Here is a 15,801-nt window from a genome sequence, read left to right as displayed (position 1 = left end):
AAACTGGGTGTCAAATAACAGATCACCAGATGACCGCTGACCGCCGGGTGCCGGTGCTCCGCCCGTTCGCTCAGCGGCGGCCGGCTGGACCCACGCTGCGGCGCAGCACCATCTCCGGGGCGATCTCCACCCGGGTGCTGGAGTGCTGCACTCCCTCCAGCTCCTCGACCAGCAGCTCCAGGGCCCGGCGGCCGAGCTCGCCGAAGTCCTGGCGCACCGTGGTCAGCGGCGGGATGAAGTAGCCGGCCTCCGGGATGTCGTCGAAGCCGACCACACTGATGTCGCCCGGCACCGAGCGCCCCGCCTCGTGCAGGGCGCGCAGCAGGCCGAGGGCCATGTGGTCGTTGGCGCAGAAGACGGCGGTGGCTTCCGTCAGCTCCGCGATCCGCAGCCCCGCCTGGTAGCCGGAGCGGGCGCTCCAGTCGCCGCGCTCCACGGACGGGACGGGGGCCCCGGCCGCTTCGAGGGTCCGCCGCCAGCCCTCCTCGCGGTCCTGGCTCTCCAGCCAGTTGGCCGGGCCGGCCAGGTGGTGCACGGTGCGGTGGCCGAGGTCGAGCAGGTGCCGGGTGGCCGCCTCCGCGCCGGAGCGGTTGCCCACCGACACCATCGGCACCCGGGTCTGGTCACCCGAGCCGACCGCGACCAGCGGCACCGAGCTGGAGAGCCGAGCCACCGCGCTGACGGCGGAGGTCTGCGGCGCGATCACCACCACGCCGTCCACCCCCTGGTCGCGTAGCCGGTCCACGGCCTCCTGGACCGAGCGCCCGTCCAGCGAACGCAGACTGGTCACGCTCACGAAGTACCCGGCGCTGCGCGCGGCCCGCTCGATGCCGTCCAGCATCGACGCCGGGCCGTACAGGGTCGAGTCGAAGCTGACCACGCCGAGGGTCTGCGAGCGACGGGTCACCAGCGCACGGGCGGCGGAGTTGGGCCGGTAGTCCAGCTCCCGGATCGCGGCCAGCACCCGCTCGCGGGTGTCCGCCCGCACGTGCGGGGCGCCGTTGAGCACCCGGGACACCGTCTGGTGGGACACGCCCGCCAGCTTGGCCACGTCCGCCATCACGGGCTGGCGCTGCTCCGACCCGACACTGTCGGTTCCCACTCGTCGTCCCCTCCTCGGCTGCGGACCACAGTACGCGACCAGGGCCCGCCGGGAACCACCCGGAGCAGCGGTGGATCGACTTGGGTACCGGTGGGCTCGCGTACTCAACCGTAGTGAGTTGGCCCACCGGACTACGGCGCCGATCCGGATCATGACAGGCTTGGGGCAGGCCCTGACTGTCAGGGGAATCCGATTGGAGAGATCTGAGTCTCAACCGTGGGTGACGTGCACGAACGGGATCTTGTGGCCACGAACAGCCCATGGCAGGCTCGTGCCACATGATCGACGATTTCGCGAAGGACAACCTGCACGGACGACTGCGGCGGGACCGCGAGGCGCTGCTCTGGAAGCTCGACGGCCTGTCCGAGTACGACGCCCGCCGGCCTCTGACCGCGACCGGGTCCAACCTCCTCGGACTGGTCAAACACGTGGCCAGCGTCGAAGCCAGGTACTTCGGCGAGGTCTTCGACCGCCCTTCACCGGAACCGCTGCCCCGGTGGCAGGACTCCGACGGCAGCGATCTGTGGGCGACGGAGGACGAGACCCGCGATCAGATCACCGCGTTCTACCGGCGCGCCTGGGAGCACTCGGACGCAACGATCAACGAGCTTCCCCTCGACACCCCCGGCCACGTGCCGTGGTGGCCGGAGCCTGGCCCCAACACGAACCTGTTCGCCGTCTTGGTCCACGTCATCGGCGAGACCAACCGGCATGCAGGGCACGCCGACATCCTGCGCGAGGGCCTCGACGGCCGGACCGGGATGCGCCCCGAACACGAGCAGCAGATCGACGAGCAAGCCCGTGCGGCCCACTGCGCGAAGCTCGAGCAGGCCGCCAGGTCGGCCGCACCGATCAAGGCCTGAGGGTCGTCCGAGCATGGCGTGGTGGACGCCGTCGCCCTTGAGCCGGCAGCCGCGCAGGATTCTCCAGGTCTTCATCCGGGCGAGGACGTGCTCGACACGGGCTCGGACCCGCCTGTGGTCGTGGTTGTGCTCGGCCTGCCAGTCGGCGAGTTGTCTGTGGGGCACCTGCGTGCCAGCTCGGACGATCACCAGCAGTGCGCGCGACGGCCTGGACGCCGGGGAAGGGTCATTCGCCGAGCGCGACGGGGCTGAGTCCGGACGGCAGGTGGCGCACAGCTTGTGCCACAGCCTCGTGTGCGGTGGAGAATTGGCCGAGGTCCTGGCTGCTGAAGCCCCTGCCCACCCCGTACGTACCGTCGCTGTTCGCCATCAGGCAGGGGCCGACGGCGGTCAGGCGCGGGCGGGTGGTGGTCGAGAAGCGCAGCGCCCAGTGACTCGTGAACGGGTAGAGCGCGCGCAGTGCAGGCTCGGCGTACGCCGCCTCGATCAGGGCTTGGTACGTCTCCTGCCACGCGAACCTCAGCTCGCTAGCCTCCCGGCGCATGCCTTGCCACTCGGATTCCGTTAGGCGCGCGGGATCAGGATCGACGGCTGCACGATCGGGAGAGGTAGGCACGGCTCCTGATTGTGCCCGAGCCACCGATGGCTGCGAAGGGTGGCCCCGCCGGAGCAGAAGTCCGTCCCCCCGAACTCGGCCCGGCTGGCCAGCTGCCACAGCGACCCCGCGGTAACAACGAGACCATCCGGCCGCGGGAGGTCTCGATCGCTGTCGGGCAGAGATCGATGCAGCAGCGGCCGACGCCGACGGACCAGGTTCAAGCTGAGGCGGTCCGGTGCACCCCGGCGGCGAATGCCAGGATGTGCGGGACTGCGTCGCGCAAGCTCTCGAAGTGGTGGTGCACATCGTCGACCGGCGTAGCCGTGTTGACTCCCCACACCGTCATTCCGGCCCGCAAGCCGGACAGCACTCCGGACGGCGCGTCCTCGATGACCAAGCAGTCCCGCGGTTCAGCACCCAAGAGGGCAGCGGCCTGAAGATACGGAACCGGAGAGGGCTTGCCTTCCTCAACAGTGGCAGCGTCCACGATCACTTCCGGCATCGGCAGACCTGTCCGTAGGAACCGGCCACGCACCCGGTGCTCGTAGTTCGAGGTGACCAGTGCCCAGGACCCGGCAGGGAGAGCATGCAACAACTCCGACGCGCCGTCGAAGGCCGCGTAGACACCTGAGCGGACGTCCTCGTCCTCCAGTTCGTGGAGCGCAGCCAGGCACTCAAGCGGATCGTGCTCCGGAGCAACGGTCGCAAACGTCTCCACCGGCCTGGTCCTCAGGGCCACCTGGTAGACCTCGTCCGGATCCAGCGCGTAGAGCTCCGCCCAGGCTCGCCACACCTGACGCTGGTTGCTCACCGCGTCCATCAGCGTGCCGTCAACATCGAACAGGACATACCTCAGGCCGCTCGACGGCGCAGATTCCTTGGTCACACGTCGATCATGCCAGGCCAACGCCGGACGGCTGCGGGGCAGCCCTCACCTCGTGCCTTACCTCGGAGGCCGCTCTGGTCTCGTCCGGGCTACGACAGCGGCTGAGGACACCTCACTGTACCGGCAGGGGAAGGGTCGTGCGGCCGCGTGGGCGTCACGCGTAGGTGCGCAGTTCGGGCCAGGTCGTGCCCCAGGGGCGGACGGGGTCGGTGCAGACGTAGACGTGACCGCCCGATTCGATGGTGTGCACGCCGTCGGGGTTGGTGAGGGTGGCAGCTACGCGGACGTTCCGGAAGTACTGGCGCAGGTGGGCCTCATACCCGGGGGCGGATGCGGGGCCGGGGGCGATGGCCACCACGGTGGTGGCGTTCGGGTTGCCGGGGCCCCACCACCAGTCGGTGTTCTGGGAGCTCACGGCGGTGGGCAGCCCGGCGGTGCGGCCCAACTCGTTGATGGCCCCGGCCTCGCTGTAGTCCGCTGCGAAGATGACCGCGTTCGCGCGCTGCTCGGCGGGCAGCCCGGTCCACACCTGCTGCACGGTGCGGACAAGTTGGGGCCAGCCCTGGGTCTCCCCCGAGATCGGACTGGTGCCGTACGTCCAGGCCACGCCGGAGGCCGGCAGCACCGGCAGCACGACCACGGCCGACAGCGCGGCCGAGAAGGCGGTTCCGATCACCAGGCCGCGCAGCCGCTCCGGTCGGGCGTACAGCCACTCGTCGAGGTCGACCGCGCCGGCCGCCAGCAGGCACACGTACAGCCCGGCCAGGTAGTACACCTGCGCTCCGGTCGTCACGGCGAACAGGACGAACAGCGCCGCGTACACGATCACCAGAGCACGCCACAGCGGCCGGCCGGACCGCCACAGGAAACGCAGGCCCGCCATCCACAGCAGGGTCATCGCCAGGCAGGACATGCCGAGCTGCCCCACGAACCAGGTGAGGATGTTGCCCGGGCCGCCGTGCTCGCCGTTCAGCGCCCGCGTCATCTCGAACATGGCCCAGCCGTGGCGCGCCTGCCACCACAGGTCGGGCAGTACGAGCAGCGCGGCGATGCCCCCGCCCGCGAGCAGCCACCGGTCGGCCACGGTCCGGCGGGCCGGGCCGAGCAGCACCGCGGCCAGCAGGACTGCTGCGAAGATCGCCGCGAGGTGGTTGAACTCCGCGCCGAGGCCGACCAGCACCCCCGCGGCGAGCCACCACCGGGTGTCGCCGGTGCGGCCGATCCGCACGACCACGAACGCGATCGCCGCCCAGGCCAGCAGTTCGTACGACGTCGTGTTGGCGACGTGCGCACTGCCGAGCAGCACGGGCATGGTGCCCGTCGCGATCGCCGCCAGCAGCTGCGCCCGCCGCGCGCCGCCGAACTCCCGCGCGGTCAGGGCGCCCACGACCACCGTGCCCGCGGCGGCCAGCGCCGGCCACAGCCGCAGGCCCACCGCCGAAACCCCGAAGAGCGACAGCGAGACCCGGGCCAGCAGCGGCGCGAGCACCGGCTGGTCCACGTAACTCGCCTGCAGGTGCCGGGCGCAGTCGAGGAAGTACAGCTCGTCACGGTGGAATCCGTAACGCTGGGACAGCGCCATCAGCACGGCGAACACCACCCCCGCTACGGCGAACACCCGCCGGTCCAGCGGTGCTGTCCGCCCGCCGCCCTGCCCGTCGTGGGCCGCGGGCTCCACGTCCACCGTCTCTGCCGAGCTCATACGGTCATCCGCCGGATCGTGGCGAAGCCGCCGCCGAGCAGGACGGCGACGGCGGCGGCGAGGACGCCGGTGAGACCGGTGATGGTCACGGTGCCGAGGTAGTGGCCGATGGCCGTCCAGCCGTGCGCCCACGTCACGACGAGCGCGGCGAGGGCCAGCGCGCCGAGTTGTGCGGCGCCGAACGCCATGGTGCCGGGCACTCCGGCGCGGCGGTGGACCAGGCCGTGCCACATTCCGTAGACGAACATGAGGACGAACACTGTCGTTGCCGTGAGCCACGACAGGTACCAGGGGCCGTCGAGCAGGCGGGGGACGCGGAAGTAGGCCATGTTGATGCCCCATCCGCCGGTCGCGCGTTCGAGGATCCGGCCGATCACCACGACGAGTCCGAAGCCCGCGGACAGGGCGAGGGCCAGCGCGGTGGCGCCGAGGAAGTAGCTGCGTCGGCTCACCCCGAGCGTGAGGGCGAACGGCAACGCGCGGGCGACCGACTGCGCGCCCAGGACGAGCATGACGAGCGGGACCGCGACCAGGCCGCCGACCCAGCGGTGGTCGCTGTGACCGGCCGGGACGAGCCGCAGGACCACCACGTCGAGGACGAAGCCGAAGGCCGCCCACGCCCAGGGCAGTACGAGACAGGTGACGCGGTCGAGGAGCAGGTAGCGGACAACGGTGGCGATCGGGGTGGGACGCATCAGGGTGTCCTCACCGCCATGAGCTCGGCTCGGTCGTTCCGCTCGGCCGCGTAGGCCACGAGCTGCTGGAGTGTGGCCTGCTCCAGGCGAAGACTCAGGTGGTCGGCGAGTTCGCGGTCGCGGTCGTCGAGCCGGCCGACCATCACCGCCGTGGTCCGCGTGCCCATCGTGCGCCGGTTCAGCGTCGGGCGGCCGGCGACCAGCCGCTCCACGCTGCCGGCCTGGCCGGTGACGGTCGTGGCGGTGCCGCGCAGCTCGTCGGCGGGCGCGTCGAGGACGAGCCGGCCGTGGTCGAGGACCAGGACCCGGTCCAGGAGGTCGGCGGCCTCGTCGATGAGGTGGGTCGAGAGCACGATGCACCGCGGGTGGGCGGTGTAGTCGGCGAGCAGCTGGTCGTAGAAGAGCGTGCGGGCGACCCCGTCCAAGCCCGCGTACGGCTCGTCGAACAGGGTGAGTTCGGCGCGTGCGGCCAGCCCGATGGTGATGCCGAGGGCCGTCCGCATGCCGCGCGACAGCTTCCTGACCGGCCGGGCCGACGGCAGCTCGTACGCGTCCAGCAGCGTGCCGGCCAGGTCGGAGTCCCAGTTCGGGTACAGCAGCGCCGCCGCCGCGATCGCGTGCCGGACCCGCAGGTCGGGGTAGGTCTGGTCCTCCCGCACGAGGATCATCCGGCGCAGGACCGCGTCGTTCTCCAGCGGCTCGGCCCCGAACACGTGCACGCGGCCGGCGGTGGCGAACTCCTGACCGGCCAGGATGCGCAGCAGGGTGCTCTTCCCGGCGCCGTTGCGGCCCAGCAGTCCGGTGATGCACGGCGTGCCGACCTCGAAGCTGACGTCGGCCAGCGCCTGGTGGCCGCGGTAGCGGCGCTCGAGGCCGGCCACCGATATCGCCGGCGTCATGCGTCGGCTCCCGTCGTCACCCCGGCCGGGGCCGCTCCGGTCACCTGGACCGAGGCCAGCTCCTCACGCACCAGCCTGAGCAGTTCGTCGGGGCCGATCCCGAGCCGTGCGGCCTCGACCACCAGCGGCCGCAGGTAGCGGTCGGCGAAGCGGCGCCGCCGGGCCTGCACCAGCCGGTCCCGGGCGCCTTCCGCGACGAACATGCCGACTCCCCGTCGCTTCTCCAGCAAGCCCTCGTCCGCGAGTGACGTGAGGCTGCGCGCCGCCGTGGCCGGGTTGACCCGGTAGAACGCCGCGAGTTCGTTGCTGGATGCGACTCGTTCTCCCTCCGCCACCGATCCGTCGGCGATCTGGTTCGCCAGCTCGTCCGCGATCTGGGTGAAGATCGGGCCACCGTCGTCAAGCAGTGACATCATGCCCCCATTGCTCTACTGGTTCACTACTCTACTCATGAACCAACATACCAGCGTGACGGTAGGGAACATGACGCACAATCACCCAGTGCGCTGAGCGGCGGCCTCCTGCCGCCTGATGATCACGTTCACGCAGCGGTCAGGAACGGCCGGAGCGCACCTGCCGACTCCGGCAGACGGAACGTCAGCACCGTCGGCCGCCCCAGTCCCCGCTCCCCGCCGCACCGCCTCAGCTGCACCGGATGTCCGCGTGCAGGCGCCGAGTGTGGTCCAGGACGCGGACCGGCCCGGCCAGCCGGACGGTGGCCGCGAGGCGGAGGTCGGTGCTGGAGGCGGCGATCCGCAGCTCAAGCTCCCCCGGCTCCACGATGCGGCGGCCGTCGCGCCCGGTGAAGGACGCCAGATCGGCCGGGACGGTGACCCGGACTCGGGCCGCCTCGCCCGCGTCCAGGGTGATCCGCCGGTAGCCGATCAGCCGCTGCACCGGCTGGACCACGCTGGCCACCGGGTCGTGCAGGTACAGCTGGACGGTCTCGCTGCCGCCGCGCTCGCCCGTGTTGCGCAGTGTGAAGGCGAGCTCCACCGAGCCGTCGGTCGCCGCCTCGGCCCGCTCCACCGCCAGGTCGGTCCAGGCGAAGGTCGTGTAGCCGATGCCGTGCCCGAAGCCGAACGCCGGGGTGGGGTCGGTGCTGGACACCTCGCTCGGCCCGGCCAGCCGGGCGGCGAGGTAGGTGGCGGGCTGCACGCCAGGCCGGGCGGGGATGCTGACGGGCAGCCTGCCCGAGGGGTTGACCCGGCCGCTGAGCACAGCGGCGACGGCCTCCGTCCCGGCCTCGCCGGGGAAGAAGGTCTGCACCAGGGCGGCCGCCTCGGTCGTCGCGCGGCCCAGGGCGTAGGGCCGTCCGGCCAGCAGCACCGGTACCACCGGCTTGCCGGTGTCCAGCAGAGCATCGAGCAACTGTCGCTGCACGCCGGGGAGTTCCAGCGACTCGGCGTCGCACCCCTCCCCACTGGTACCGCGCCCGAACAGCCCGGCCCGGTCGCCCAGGGCCACGATCACCACATCGGCCTGCCGGGCCGCCTCGACGGCCTCGGCGAAGCCGGAGGTGTCCAGGCCGTCCACGCTCGCCCCGCCGACGGCCCGGATCTCGCTGTACGGGAACTCGGCGGCCAACGCCTCGCGCAGGGTGGGCAGTTCGATGCCGACCGGCACCTCGGGGTGCTGGGTGCCGACGTGCACGGGGAAGGCGTAGCAACCCAGCACCGAGGTCGGGGTGTCGGCGTTGGGGCCGATCAGCGCTATCCGGCGGGGGCCGCGCAGCGGCAGGGTGCCGTCGTTGCGCAGCAGCACCACGGCCTGCTCGGCGATCTCCCGGGCCAGGGCGCGGTTCTCCGGACGGTCCAGGTCGACCGAGCCGCGCAGGGTACGCGGGTCGTCGAGCGGGCGGCCGGCGAGCGCGGCCGGGACGGCGTCCCAGTCCGGGTCGAGGAGCCCGAGCTGGGCCTTCTGCACCAGCACCCGGTGCAGTGCCCGGTCGACCAGCGCCTCGGGCACCGTACCGTCCTCCACCGCCTTCCGCAGCGGCTCGCCGAAGGTCTTGACGGTCGGCAGCTCCACGTCCACACCGCTGGCCAGGGCGAGGGCGGCAGCTTCGGCCCAGTCACCGGCGACCCCGTGCAGCAACTTGAGGAAGGCGATACCGAAGTAGTCGGCCACCAGCGTGCCCTCGAAGCCCCAGGTGTCGCGCAGCAGCCCGGTCAGCAGTGCCTCGTCGGCGGCCGAGGGGATGCCGTCGGTGTCGGTGTAGGCGTGCATGACCGACCGGGGGCGGCCTTCGCGGACCGCCATCTCGAAGGGCGGCAGGATCACGTCGGCGCGCTCGCGCCCGCCCATCCCGACGGGGGCGAGGTTGCGTCCCGCGCGGGAGGCGGAGTAGCCGGCGAAGTGCTTGAGCGTGGCGACGATGCCCGCGGACTCCAGGCCCTGGACGTATGCGGTGGCCACCGTGCCGACCAGGTACGGGTCTTCGCCGATGGTCTCCTCCACCCGGCCCCAGCGGGCGTCGCGGACCACGTCGAGCACCGGGGCGAGACCCTGGTGGACGCCGACCGAGCGCATGTCGCGACCGATCGCCTCGGCCATCCGCCGGATCAGGCCGGGGTCGAAGGTGGCGCCCCAGGAGAGCGGGACGGGGTAGGCGGTGGCGCCCCAGGCGGCGAAGCCGGCCAGGCACTCCTCGTGCGCGAGGGCGGGGATGCCGAACCGGTTGGCGGCGGCGATCCGCTGCTGGCTGCGGGCGAGCGAGAGCGCACCGAGCGCCGGGTCGACCGGGCGGGTGCCGAAGGGGCGGGTGAGCTGGCCCAGCCCGGCGGGGAGCAGCTCGTCGAGGTCGGGCGGCTCCTCCAGGTCGTGCTGGTGCGGGGCGACGTCGCCGCCCTCCTCCGAGGCGCCGACCCAGACGCCGACCAGCTGGGCCAGCTTCTCCGGCAGCGTCATCTCGGCGATCAGCGCGTCGGCGCGTTCCTCGGGGCTGAGCGCGCGGTCGTGCCAGCGGGCAGGCGGGGCGGCCTGCGGGTGAGCGCTCATGCGAGGGTTCATGCGAGCGTTCATGTGAGCGTTCACTTTCCTCCGACGCCCATCAGCCCCTGGACCAGGGCGCGTCGGGCGAACAGGTAGACGACGAAGATCGGGAGCATCGACAGCACGACGGCGCTGAGCAGGCCGGGCACGTCCACGCCGTGTTCGGTCTGGAAGTTGTACAGGCCGAGGGTGATGACCTTGGTGCGCTCGGACTGGGTGAGGATCAGGGGGAACAGGAAGCCGTTCCACGCCTGCAGCGCGGCGAAGACCACCACGGAGGAGAGGCCCCCCTTGGAGAGCGGCAGCACCAGCTGCCAGAACACCCGCCACGGCGTGGCGCCGTCCATCGCCATCGCCTCGTACAGCTCGCCGGTGACATCCCGCATGGCGCCGGTGAGGACCAGCGTGCAGACCGGCAGGCAGAACGCCGCCGTGGGGAGGATGACGCCGAGCAGGTTGTCGTAGAGGCCGGCCTTGCTGATGACGTAGAACATCGGCACGATCACGGCCTGCGCCGGAATCGCCAGCCCCAGCAGGAACACCCGGAACACCGTGCTGATCGTCCTCCCCCGCGCCCGCACAATCGCGTAGGCGAGCGGGGGCACCACCAGCAGCACGATCCCGACCACGCTCACGGTGACCAGCAGCGTGTTGAGGAAGTCCTGGCCGAAGCCGCCCGAGAAGTCGTCCAGGTAGTTCTGCAGGGTCAGTTGCGAGGGGAAGGTCAACGGCCCCTGGGTGGAGTAGTTGGCCCTGGTCCGGAAGGTCGAGATCAGCAGCACGTACAGCGGGCAGCCGACCACGGCCAGCCAGACCAACGAGCCCAGCCCGGCCAGGTAGTTGGGACGCCTTCGCATCAGAGCCCCTCCGCGGTGCTGCGCATCTTGTCGTAGCCGGACAGTCGCACGACTACCAGTGAGATCAGCGTGGCGACCACCACCAGGATCAGCGCGATGGCCGATCCCGCCCCGAAGTCGAAGCTCTTGAAGGCCTGTTGGTACATGTAGTAGGCGCTGTTGGTGGTGTCGGTGCCGGGGCCGCCCTGGGTGAGGATCAGGACGGTGTCGAAGGTGGTGAGGCCGCCGACCAGCATCAGGACCACCGAGGTGATCATCGTATTGCGCAGCTGCGGCAGCGTGATGTGGCGGAACTGCCGCACCCGGCCCGCGCCGTCGATCGCCGCGGCCTGGTAGAGCACCGGCGGGATGGCCCGGGCGCCGCCCTGGTAGAGCAGGGCGTGCATGGGTGTCCACTGCCACAGGCCGACGAAGGTCAGCACGGCCACCGCGCCGCTCTGACTGCCCATCAGATTGCCGTCACCGAAGAGCCATTCCAGCTCGGACGGCACCCCGAAGTTGGGGTCGAGGATCGCGCGCCAGACCACCGAGATCGCGGTCGCGGACAGCAGCAGCGGGATGAAGAAGATCGCGGACAGCACGGCGCGGTTGCGCTGGTGACCGGCCGCCCACACCCCCAGCAGGATGCTCACCGGGGTCTGCACGACCACGCCTGCCACGGTCAGCACCAGCGTCAGCCAGACGCTCTGGGTCATCACCGGGTCGTGCAGCAGCTTGGTCCAGTTGGCCAGTCCGTTGAACCGGGGCGCCTCGACACCGTTCCAGCTGGTGAAGGAGAGCACCGCCACCAGCACCAGCGGCAGGATCGCGAACAGCAGGAAGAACAGGGTCGCGGGCAGTGCCCAGCCGAGGCCCGGGCGGGTCACGCCGACGCCGGTCCGGGCCCTCGTCCGCAGCCGGCGGCCGGACCCGGCCCGGACCCCGAGGGAGGAAGCACTCATGGCAGCTCCCCTCAGGAGGCGGGCAGGGCCTGCATGGCCTTGACGAAGCCGTCCACGTCGAGCTTGCCGTTGAAGAACTGCTGGACGGCGGTGTGGATCGGCGTGTTGGCGGCCGGCGGGTACGCCTGGTCCCAGGAGAGCTGGAACGACGGGGCGGCCTTGACCAGGTCGTACTGGTACTTCGAGTAGTCGGGGTTGGCGGCGGAGCCGAGGAACTGCTCGGTGTTGGTGGTGGTCGGCAGGTTGCCGATGGCCAGCTGCGCCTTCACGAACTCGTCGGAGTACATCAGCTTGAGGAAGGCCGCCGCCGCCTCGGGGTGCTTGGTCTTCTTCAGCACCGAGTAGAAGTTGTTGGTGTTGCCGACCACGGCGGCCGGATCGCCCTTGCCGCCGGCGATGCTGGGGAAGCTACTGTACCCGAGGTCGTTCTTGGCGAAGTCGGGGCTGGCGTCCTGCTGGGTGGCGTACTCCCACGAGCCCATCAGCTCGAAGGCGGCCTTGCCCTTGGCCAGCAGGGCCGGCGAGCCACCATCGGTGAACTTGACGGAGTCGAAGTTCGAGCCGAACGCCCCGGCGTCGACCAGCTGCTTGAGCATGCCCAGGGCCTTCTTGGCGTCCGCGCTCTCCCAGGCGCTCTTGTCCCCGGCCAGCGCCTTCTGGAACAGCTCGGGGCCGGCCACCCGGTCGAAGACGTACTCGTACCACATCAGGGTCGGCCACTGGTCGCCACCACCGAGGGCGAACGGGGTGATGCCCTTGGCCTTGAGCACCTGGACGGCAGCCAGCAGGTCGTCCCAGGTCTTGGGGATGCTCAGGCCGGCGGCGGACAGCACCTTCTTGTTGTCGAACAGCAGCACGGGCTGGGTGCCGCGCATCGGGATGCCGTAGGACTTGCCGCCGATCACCGCGGTGTTGAACACCGAGGGCAGGAAGTTGCTCTTCAGCCCCGGGTCCGCGGCGATCATGTCGTCCAACGGGAGCAGCAGGTCGGACTTCACGTACGGCTGGATGCTGCCGCCGCCCCAGTTGAAGAAGACGTCCGGTGCCTGGGGGGTGTTGACGATCGTGTTGAGCTTGGCCTGGTAGTCCGCGCCGGGGATGGTGTCCAGCACGGCCTTGACCTTCGAGGTCTTGTTGAAGGTCTCGACCAGCTGCTTCTCCACCTTGTTGCTGGCGTCCCCGTAGACCAGCACGTGGATCGTGCCGGAGTCCCCGCCGGCGGAGGGGGAACCGCCACTGCCGCAGGCCGTCATCCCCGTCAGGGCCACGGCCAGGCCGAGTGCGGCAGCGAAAGAACGCCTCTTCATCAGAACTCCCCTGAAAGTTTCGATCTGATTGCCGAAATCTCTGTGGCCCGGACGCTAGGTTGCGGGCAGGTTGCGGGTCAACCCCTCGGGCCGAGGGTTACGGAAGCGTGATCCGCCGGGGTCGGCATGGACCCGCACCCCAGCATCCGGCTCACCGAATCTTTCGACGGCCACCCCACCCCCTTGCCGCCCTGATCTCGGAACACTAATTTGTTGCCCGGCCTGATGAATAGGGCCTCTCCCGAACCCTGGGCGTGAACTGATGACCACCACCGGCCCGTTGACCAACTGGGCGGGAAACCTCGCCTTCGGCGCACGCGCCCTGCACCGGCCCCGCTCCGTGGACGAGCTGCAGGAGCTGGTCCGGCGCAGCGCCCGCCTCCGGGCCCTGGGCAGCGGCCACTCCTTCAGCACCGTCGCCGACGCCGAGGGCGACCTCGTCCTCCTGGACGGCCTGCCCGCCCGGATCGACCTCGCGCCGGACGCCCGCACCGTCACCGTCTCCGCCGCCACCCGCTACGCGGAGCTGGCCGTCGCACTCCAGGCGGCCGGCCTGGCGCTGGAGAACCTGGCCTCGCTGCCGCACATCTCCGTCGCCGGCGCCACCGCGAGCGGCACGCACGGCTCCGGCGACCGGCTCCGGTCGCTGTCCTCCGCCGTACGGTCGCTCGAAGTCATAGGAGCCGACGGTGAGTTGACCACGCTCACCCACCCGGGCGCGGTGGTCCACCTGGGCGCGCTCGGCATCGTCACCGCGCTCACCCTGGCGGTGGTCCCCACCTTCGACCTGCGGCAGTACGTCCATGTCGGCCTGGCGCTCGCCGACTACTCGACCCACCTGGACGAGATCCACGCCACCGGTTACAGCGTCAGCCTGTTCACCGACTGGGGGTCGGACACCGGCCGGGTCTGGGTCAAGCAGCTCGCCGACGGCAGCCCCGGCGCGGCCGTTCCCGGTGCCCGGCCGGCCGAGGGGCCCGAGCACCCGGTGCCGGGGATGCCGGCCGTCAACTGCACGCCCCAGCTGGGGGTTCCGGGCCCCTGGCACGAGCGGCTGCCGCACTTCCGGCCCGAGTTCACCCCAAGCAGCGGCGCGGAGCTCCAGTCCGAGTTCCTGCTTCCCCGCGCGGCCGCCGCGGCGGCCGTCACGGAGCTGCGCGCGCTGGGGGCCCGGTTGGCACCCGTCCTGCACATCTCCGAGGTCCGCACGGTCGCGGCGGACGAACTGTGGCTGAGCCCGTCCTACGGGCGAGCCTCGGTGGCGTTCCACTTCACCTGGAAGCCCGACCTCGCCGCGGTCGCCCCGGTGCTCGGCGCGGTCGAGCGGGCCCTGCTGCCGCTGGGCGGCCGCCCGCACTGGGGCAAGCTGGCGCTCTCGGCCCGGGCCGCGAGCGGCTACGAACGCCTGCCGGACTTCCTGGCTCTGCGCCGGGAGCTGGACCCGGACGGGAAGTTCGGCAACCGGTTCACCGACGCGCTCCGCAGCACCGATGACTGAACCGGCCACTTCGGCGGCAAACTTTCGCAGGCCGACCCGGTGTAACTTTCAGCGTTCCGACCCCGCGCCGACCGGGGTCCCAGACCGGCATCAGGCGCTGCTCCCCTGACCTCGGCCTTTCCGTACCGAATCGGACCAACCCGCCTCCGAATCTATCGGCGAGAGCGTCGAAAGCATTGACAGCCTGTCGGGCCACGACCAACACTGGCGCCGTCGACGAGTCCGAACGGCCCTGACTCCGGGCCGCTTTCGCCAACCTCCCGTGGGCGCGACGAGGTTGATGACAAGTCGAGGTCGTGCACCGCCGCGCGACACCGTCCGGCCGACCACCCACGGCCGCCGGTGGCGCGGGGGTGCACACCCTCCCCACCCATCGGCAGGACGGATCGAGCTCGTGAACTCCCCCCATCCCAAGAGCCGCAGTACCGGAAGCACCGGCCGCGTCCGGCGGGTCGCCGGCAAGGCACGCCTCCTCGCACCGGCCCTCGCGGCCGTGCTGCTCCTGCCCGGCACCGCCGACGCCGCGACCGTCACCACGAACCAGACCGGCACCGACGGCGGGTACTTCTACTCGTTCTGGACCGAGGGCAGTGGCGCGGTCTCGATGTCCCTGAACGGCGGCGGCAACTACGGGACCTCCTGGACCAACGCGGGCAACTTCGTCGCCGGAAAGGGCTGGAGCACCGGCTCGCGCAACCCGGTGACCTACTCGGGCACCTGGAGCACCAACGGCAACGCGTACCTGTCGCTCTACGGTTGGAGCACCAACCCGCTGGTCGAGTACTACATCGTCGACAACTACGGCTCCTACCGGCCCTCCGGAGCGTACAAGGGCACCGTCACCAGCGACGGCGGCACCTACGACATCTACGAGACCACGCGGTACAACGCCCCCTCGATCGAGGGCATCAAGACCTTCAACCAATACTGGAGCGTCCGGCAGACCAGGCGGACCGGCGGCACCATCACCGTCGGGAACCACTTCGACGCGTGGGCCAGGTCCGGCATGAACCTCGGCACCATGAACTACGAGATCCTGGCCACCGAGGGCTATCAGAGCAGCGGCAGCTCCAACATCACCCTGGGCTCCTCCGGCGGTGGCACGGGCGGTGGCGGCTGCACCGCGACGCTCTCCGCGGGCGCCTCGTGGAGCGACCGCTACAACCTGAACGTCTCGGTCACCGGATCGACCACCTGGAAGGTGACCGTGAAGGTCCCCTCCCCGGAGCAGCTCAGCTCGACCTGGAACATCAACGCGTCCTACCACGACGCCCAGACCCTCGTCGCCACCCCCAACGGCGCGGGCAACAACTGGGGCATGACCGTGATGAAGAACGGCAGCACCACCTGGCCCACGCTGTCCTGCAGCACGAGCTGACGAGCTCGGGGGTGTTGGCGCTGATAGTTGTGTTGATGCCAACCTTGTTAGCGCTAACACCCACTCGCCAGGACAGTACCG

Annotated in this window: 14 protein-coding genes and 1 pseudogene; 3 read left to right on the top strand and 12 right to left on the bottom strand. The window is 70.8% G+C overall.

Features of this window, described 5'->3' with window-relative positions; genetic code table 11:
* Positions 1–70 precede the first annotated feature (70 nt).
* Positions 71–1,060, bottom strand: a complete 990-nt coding sequence (locus ABT095_RS19530) for a LacI family DNA-binding transcriptional regulator (protein ID WP_502884931.1) — start codon at positions 1,058–1,060, stop codon at positions 71–73.
* Between the two features lie 320 nt (positions 1,061–1,380).
* Here ABT095_RS19530 and ABT095_RS19525 point away from each other — a divergent pair, with 320 nt between their 5' ends.
* Entirely contained in the window at positions 1,381–1,965 is a 585-nt protein-coding gene (locus tag ABT095_RS19525) for a DinB family protein (RefSeq protein ID WP_350530693.1), read from the top strand.
* A 6-nt stretch (positions 1,966–1,971) separates the two neighbouring features.
* Here the strand turns inward: ABT095_RS19525 and ABT095_RS19520 are convergent.
* From ABT095_RS19520 to ABT095_RS19470, 11 genes and pseudogenes are all read right to left on the bottom strand, one after another.
* Positions 1,972–2,139: pseudogene (locus ABT095_RS19520) on the bottom strand (transposase family protein); the annotation flags it as partial.
* 52 nt (positions 2,140–2,191) lie between these two features.
* Positions 2,192–2,869: a DUF6193 family natural product biosynthesis protein gene (locus ABT095_RS19515; RefSeq protein WP_350530692.1), complete on the bottom strand. Its 678-nt coding sequence runs from the start codon at positions 2,867–2,869 to the stop codon at positions 2,192–2,194.
* Complete coding sequence (locus tag ABT095_RS19510) at positions 2,781–3,449, bottom strand: HAD-IA family hydrolase (RefSeq protein WP_350530691.1); 669 nt, start codon at positions 3,447–3,449, stop codon at positions 2,781–2,783. Before ABT095_RS19510 ends, ABT095_RS19515 begins: the two co-directional genes overlap by 89 nt.
* Positions 3,450–3,603: 154 nt before the next feature.
* Positions 3,604–5,151, bottom strand: a complete 1,548-nt coding sequence (locus ABT095_RS19505) for an ArnT family glycosyltransferase (RefSeq protein WP_350530690.1) — start codon at positions 5,149–5,151, stop codon at positions 3,604–3,606.
* Entirely contained in the window at positions 5,148–5,846 is a 699-nt protein-coding gene (locus ABT095_RS19500) for a hypothetical protein (RefSeq protein ID WP_350530689.1), read from the bottom strand. Before ABT095_RS19500 ends, ABT095_RS19505 begins: the two co-directional genes overlap by 4 nt.
* Positions 5,846–6,745 (bottom strand): ABC transporter ATP-binding protein, encoded by a 900-nt coding sequence (locus ABT095_RS19495; RefSeq protein WP_350530688.1) that lies wholly within the window; start codon positions 6,743–6,745, stop codon positions 5,846–5,848. Before ABT095_RS19495 ends, ABT095_RS19500 begins: the two co-directional genes overlap by 1 nt.
* Positions 6,742–7,161: a GntR family transcriptional regulator gene (locus ABT095_RS19490; protein ID WP_350530687.1), complete on the bottom strand. Its 420-nt coding sequence runs from the start codon at positions 7,159–7,161 to the stop codon at positions 6,742–6,744. The genes ABT095_RS19495 and ABT095_RS19490 overlap by 4 nt, the downstream gene beginning before the upstream one ends.
* Before the next feature lie 226 nt (positions 7,162–7,387).
* Positions 7,388–9,745 carry a beta-xylosidase/alpha-l-arabinosidase gene (locus ABT095_RS19485; protein WP_350530686.1) on the bottom strand — a complete coding sequence of 786 codons (2,358 nt, stop codon included), beginning with the start codon at positions 9,743–9,745 and terminating at the stop codon, positions 7,388–7,390.
* A 32-nt stretch (positions 9,746–9,777) separates the two neighbouring features.
* On the bottom strand, positions 9,778–10,596 hold the full coding sequence (locus ABT095_RS19480) for a carbohydrate ABC transporter permease (protein ID WP_350530685.1): 819 nt from the start codon (positions 10,594–10,596) through the stop codon (positions 9,778–9,780).
* Positions 10,596–11,537 (bottom strand): carbohydrate ABC transporter permease, encoded by a 942-nt coding sequence (locus ABT095_RS19475; protein WP_350530684.1) that lies wholly within the window; start codon positions 11,535–11,537, stop codon positions 10,596–10,598. The genes ABT095_RS19480 and ABT095_RS19475 overlap by 1 nt, the downstream gene beginning before the upstream one ends.
* Positions 11,538–11,548: 11 nt before the next feature.
* A complete protein-coding gene (locus ABT095_RS19470) occupies positions 11,549–12,844 on the bottom strand; it encodes an ABC transporter substrate-binding protein (RefSeq protein ID WP_350530683.1) in 1,296 nt (431 codons plus the stop codon).
* Between the two features lie 262 nt (positions 12,845–13,106).
* On the opposite strand from ABT095_RS19470, the gene ABT095_RS19465 reads away from it, so the two are divergent.
* Both ABT095_RS19465 and ABT095_RS19460 read left to right on the top strand, forming a co-directional pair.
* Complete coding sequence (locus ABT095_RS19465; protein WP_350530682.1) at positions 13,107–14,342, top strand: FAD-binding protein; 1,236 nt, start codon at positions 13,107–13,109, stop codon at positions 14,340–14,342.
* Between the two features lie 394 nt (positions 14,343–14,736).
* Positions 14,737–15,720 carry a glycoside hydrolase family 11 protein gene (locus tag ABT095_RS19460; RefSeq protein WP_502884927.1) on the top strand — a complete coding sequence of 328 codons (984 nt, stop codon included), beginning with the start codon at positions 14,737–14,739 and terminating at the stop codon, positions 15,718–15,720.
* Positions 15,721–15,801 lie beyond the last annotated feature (81 nt).

Origin of the sequence: Kitasatospora sp. NPDC002227, assembly GCF_040296285.1 — a bacterium.
In the GTDB taxonomy this organism is placed as follows: Bacteria; Actinomycetota; Actinomycetes; order Streptomycetales; family Streptomycetaceae; genus Kitasatospora.
The sequence above is the reverse complement of the archived record's forward strand: the minus strand, read 5'-3'. Positions and strand labels throughout refer to the sequence as shown.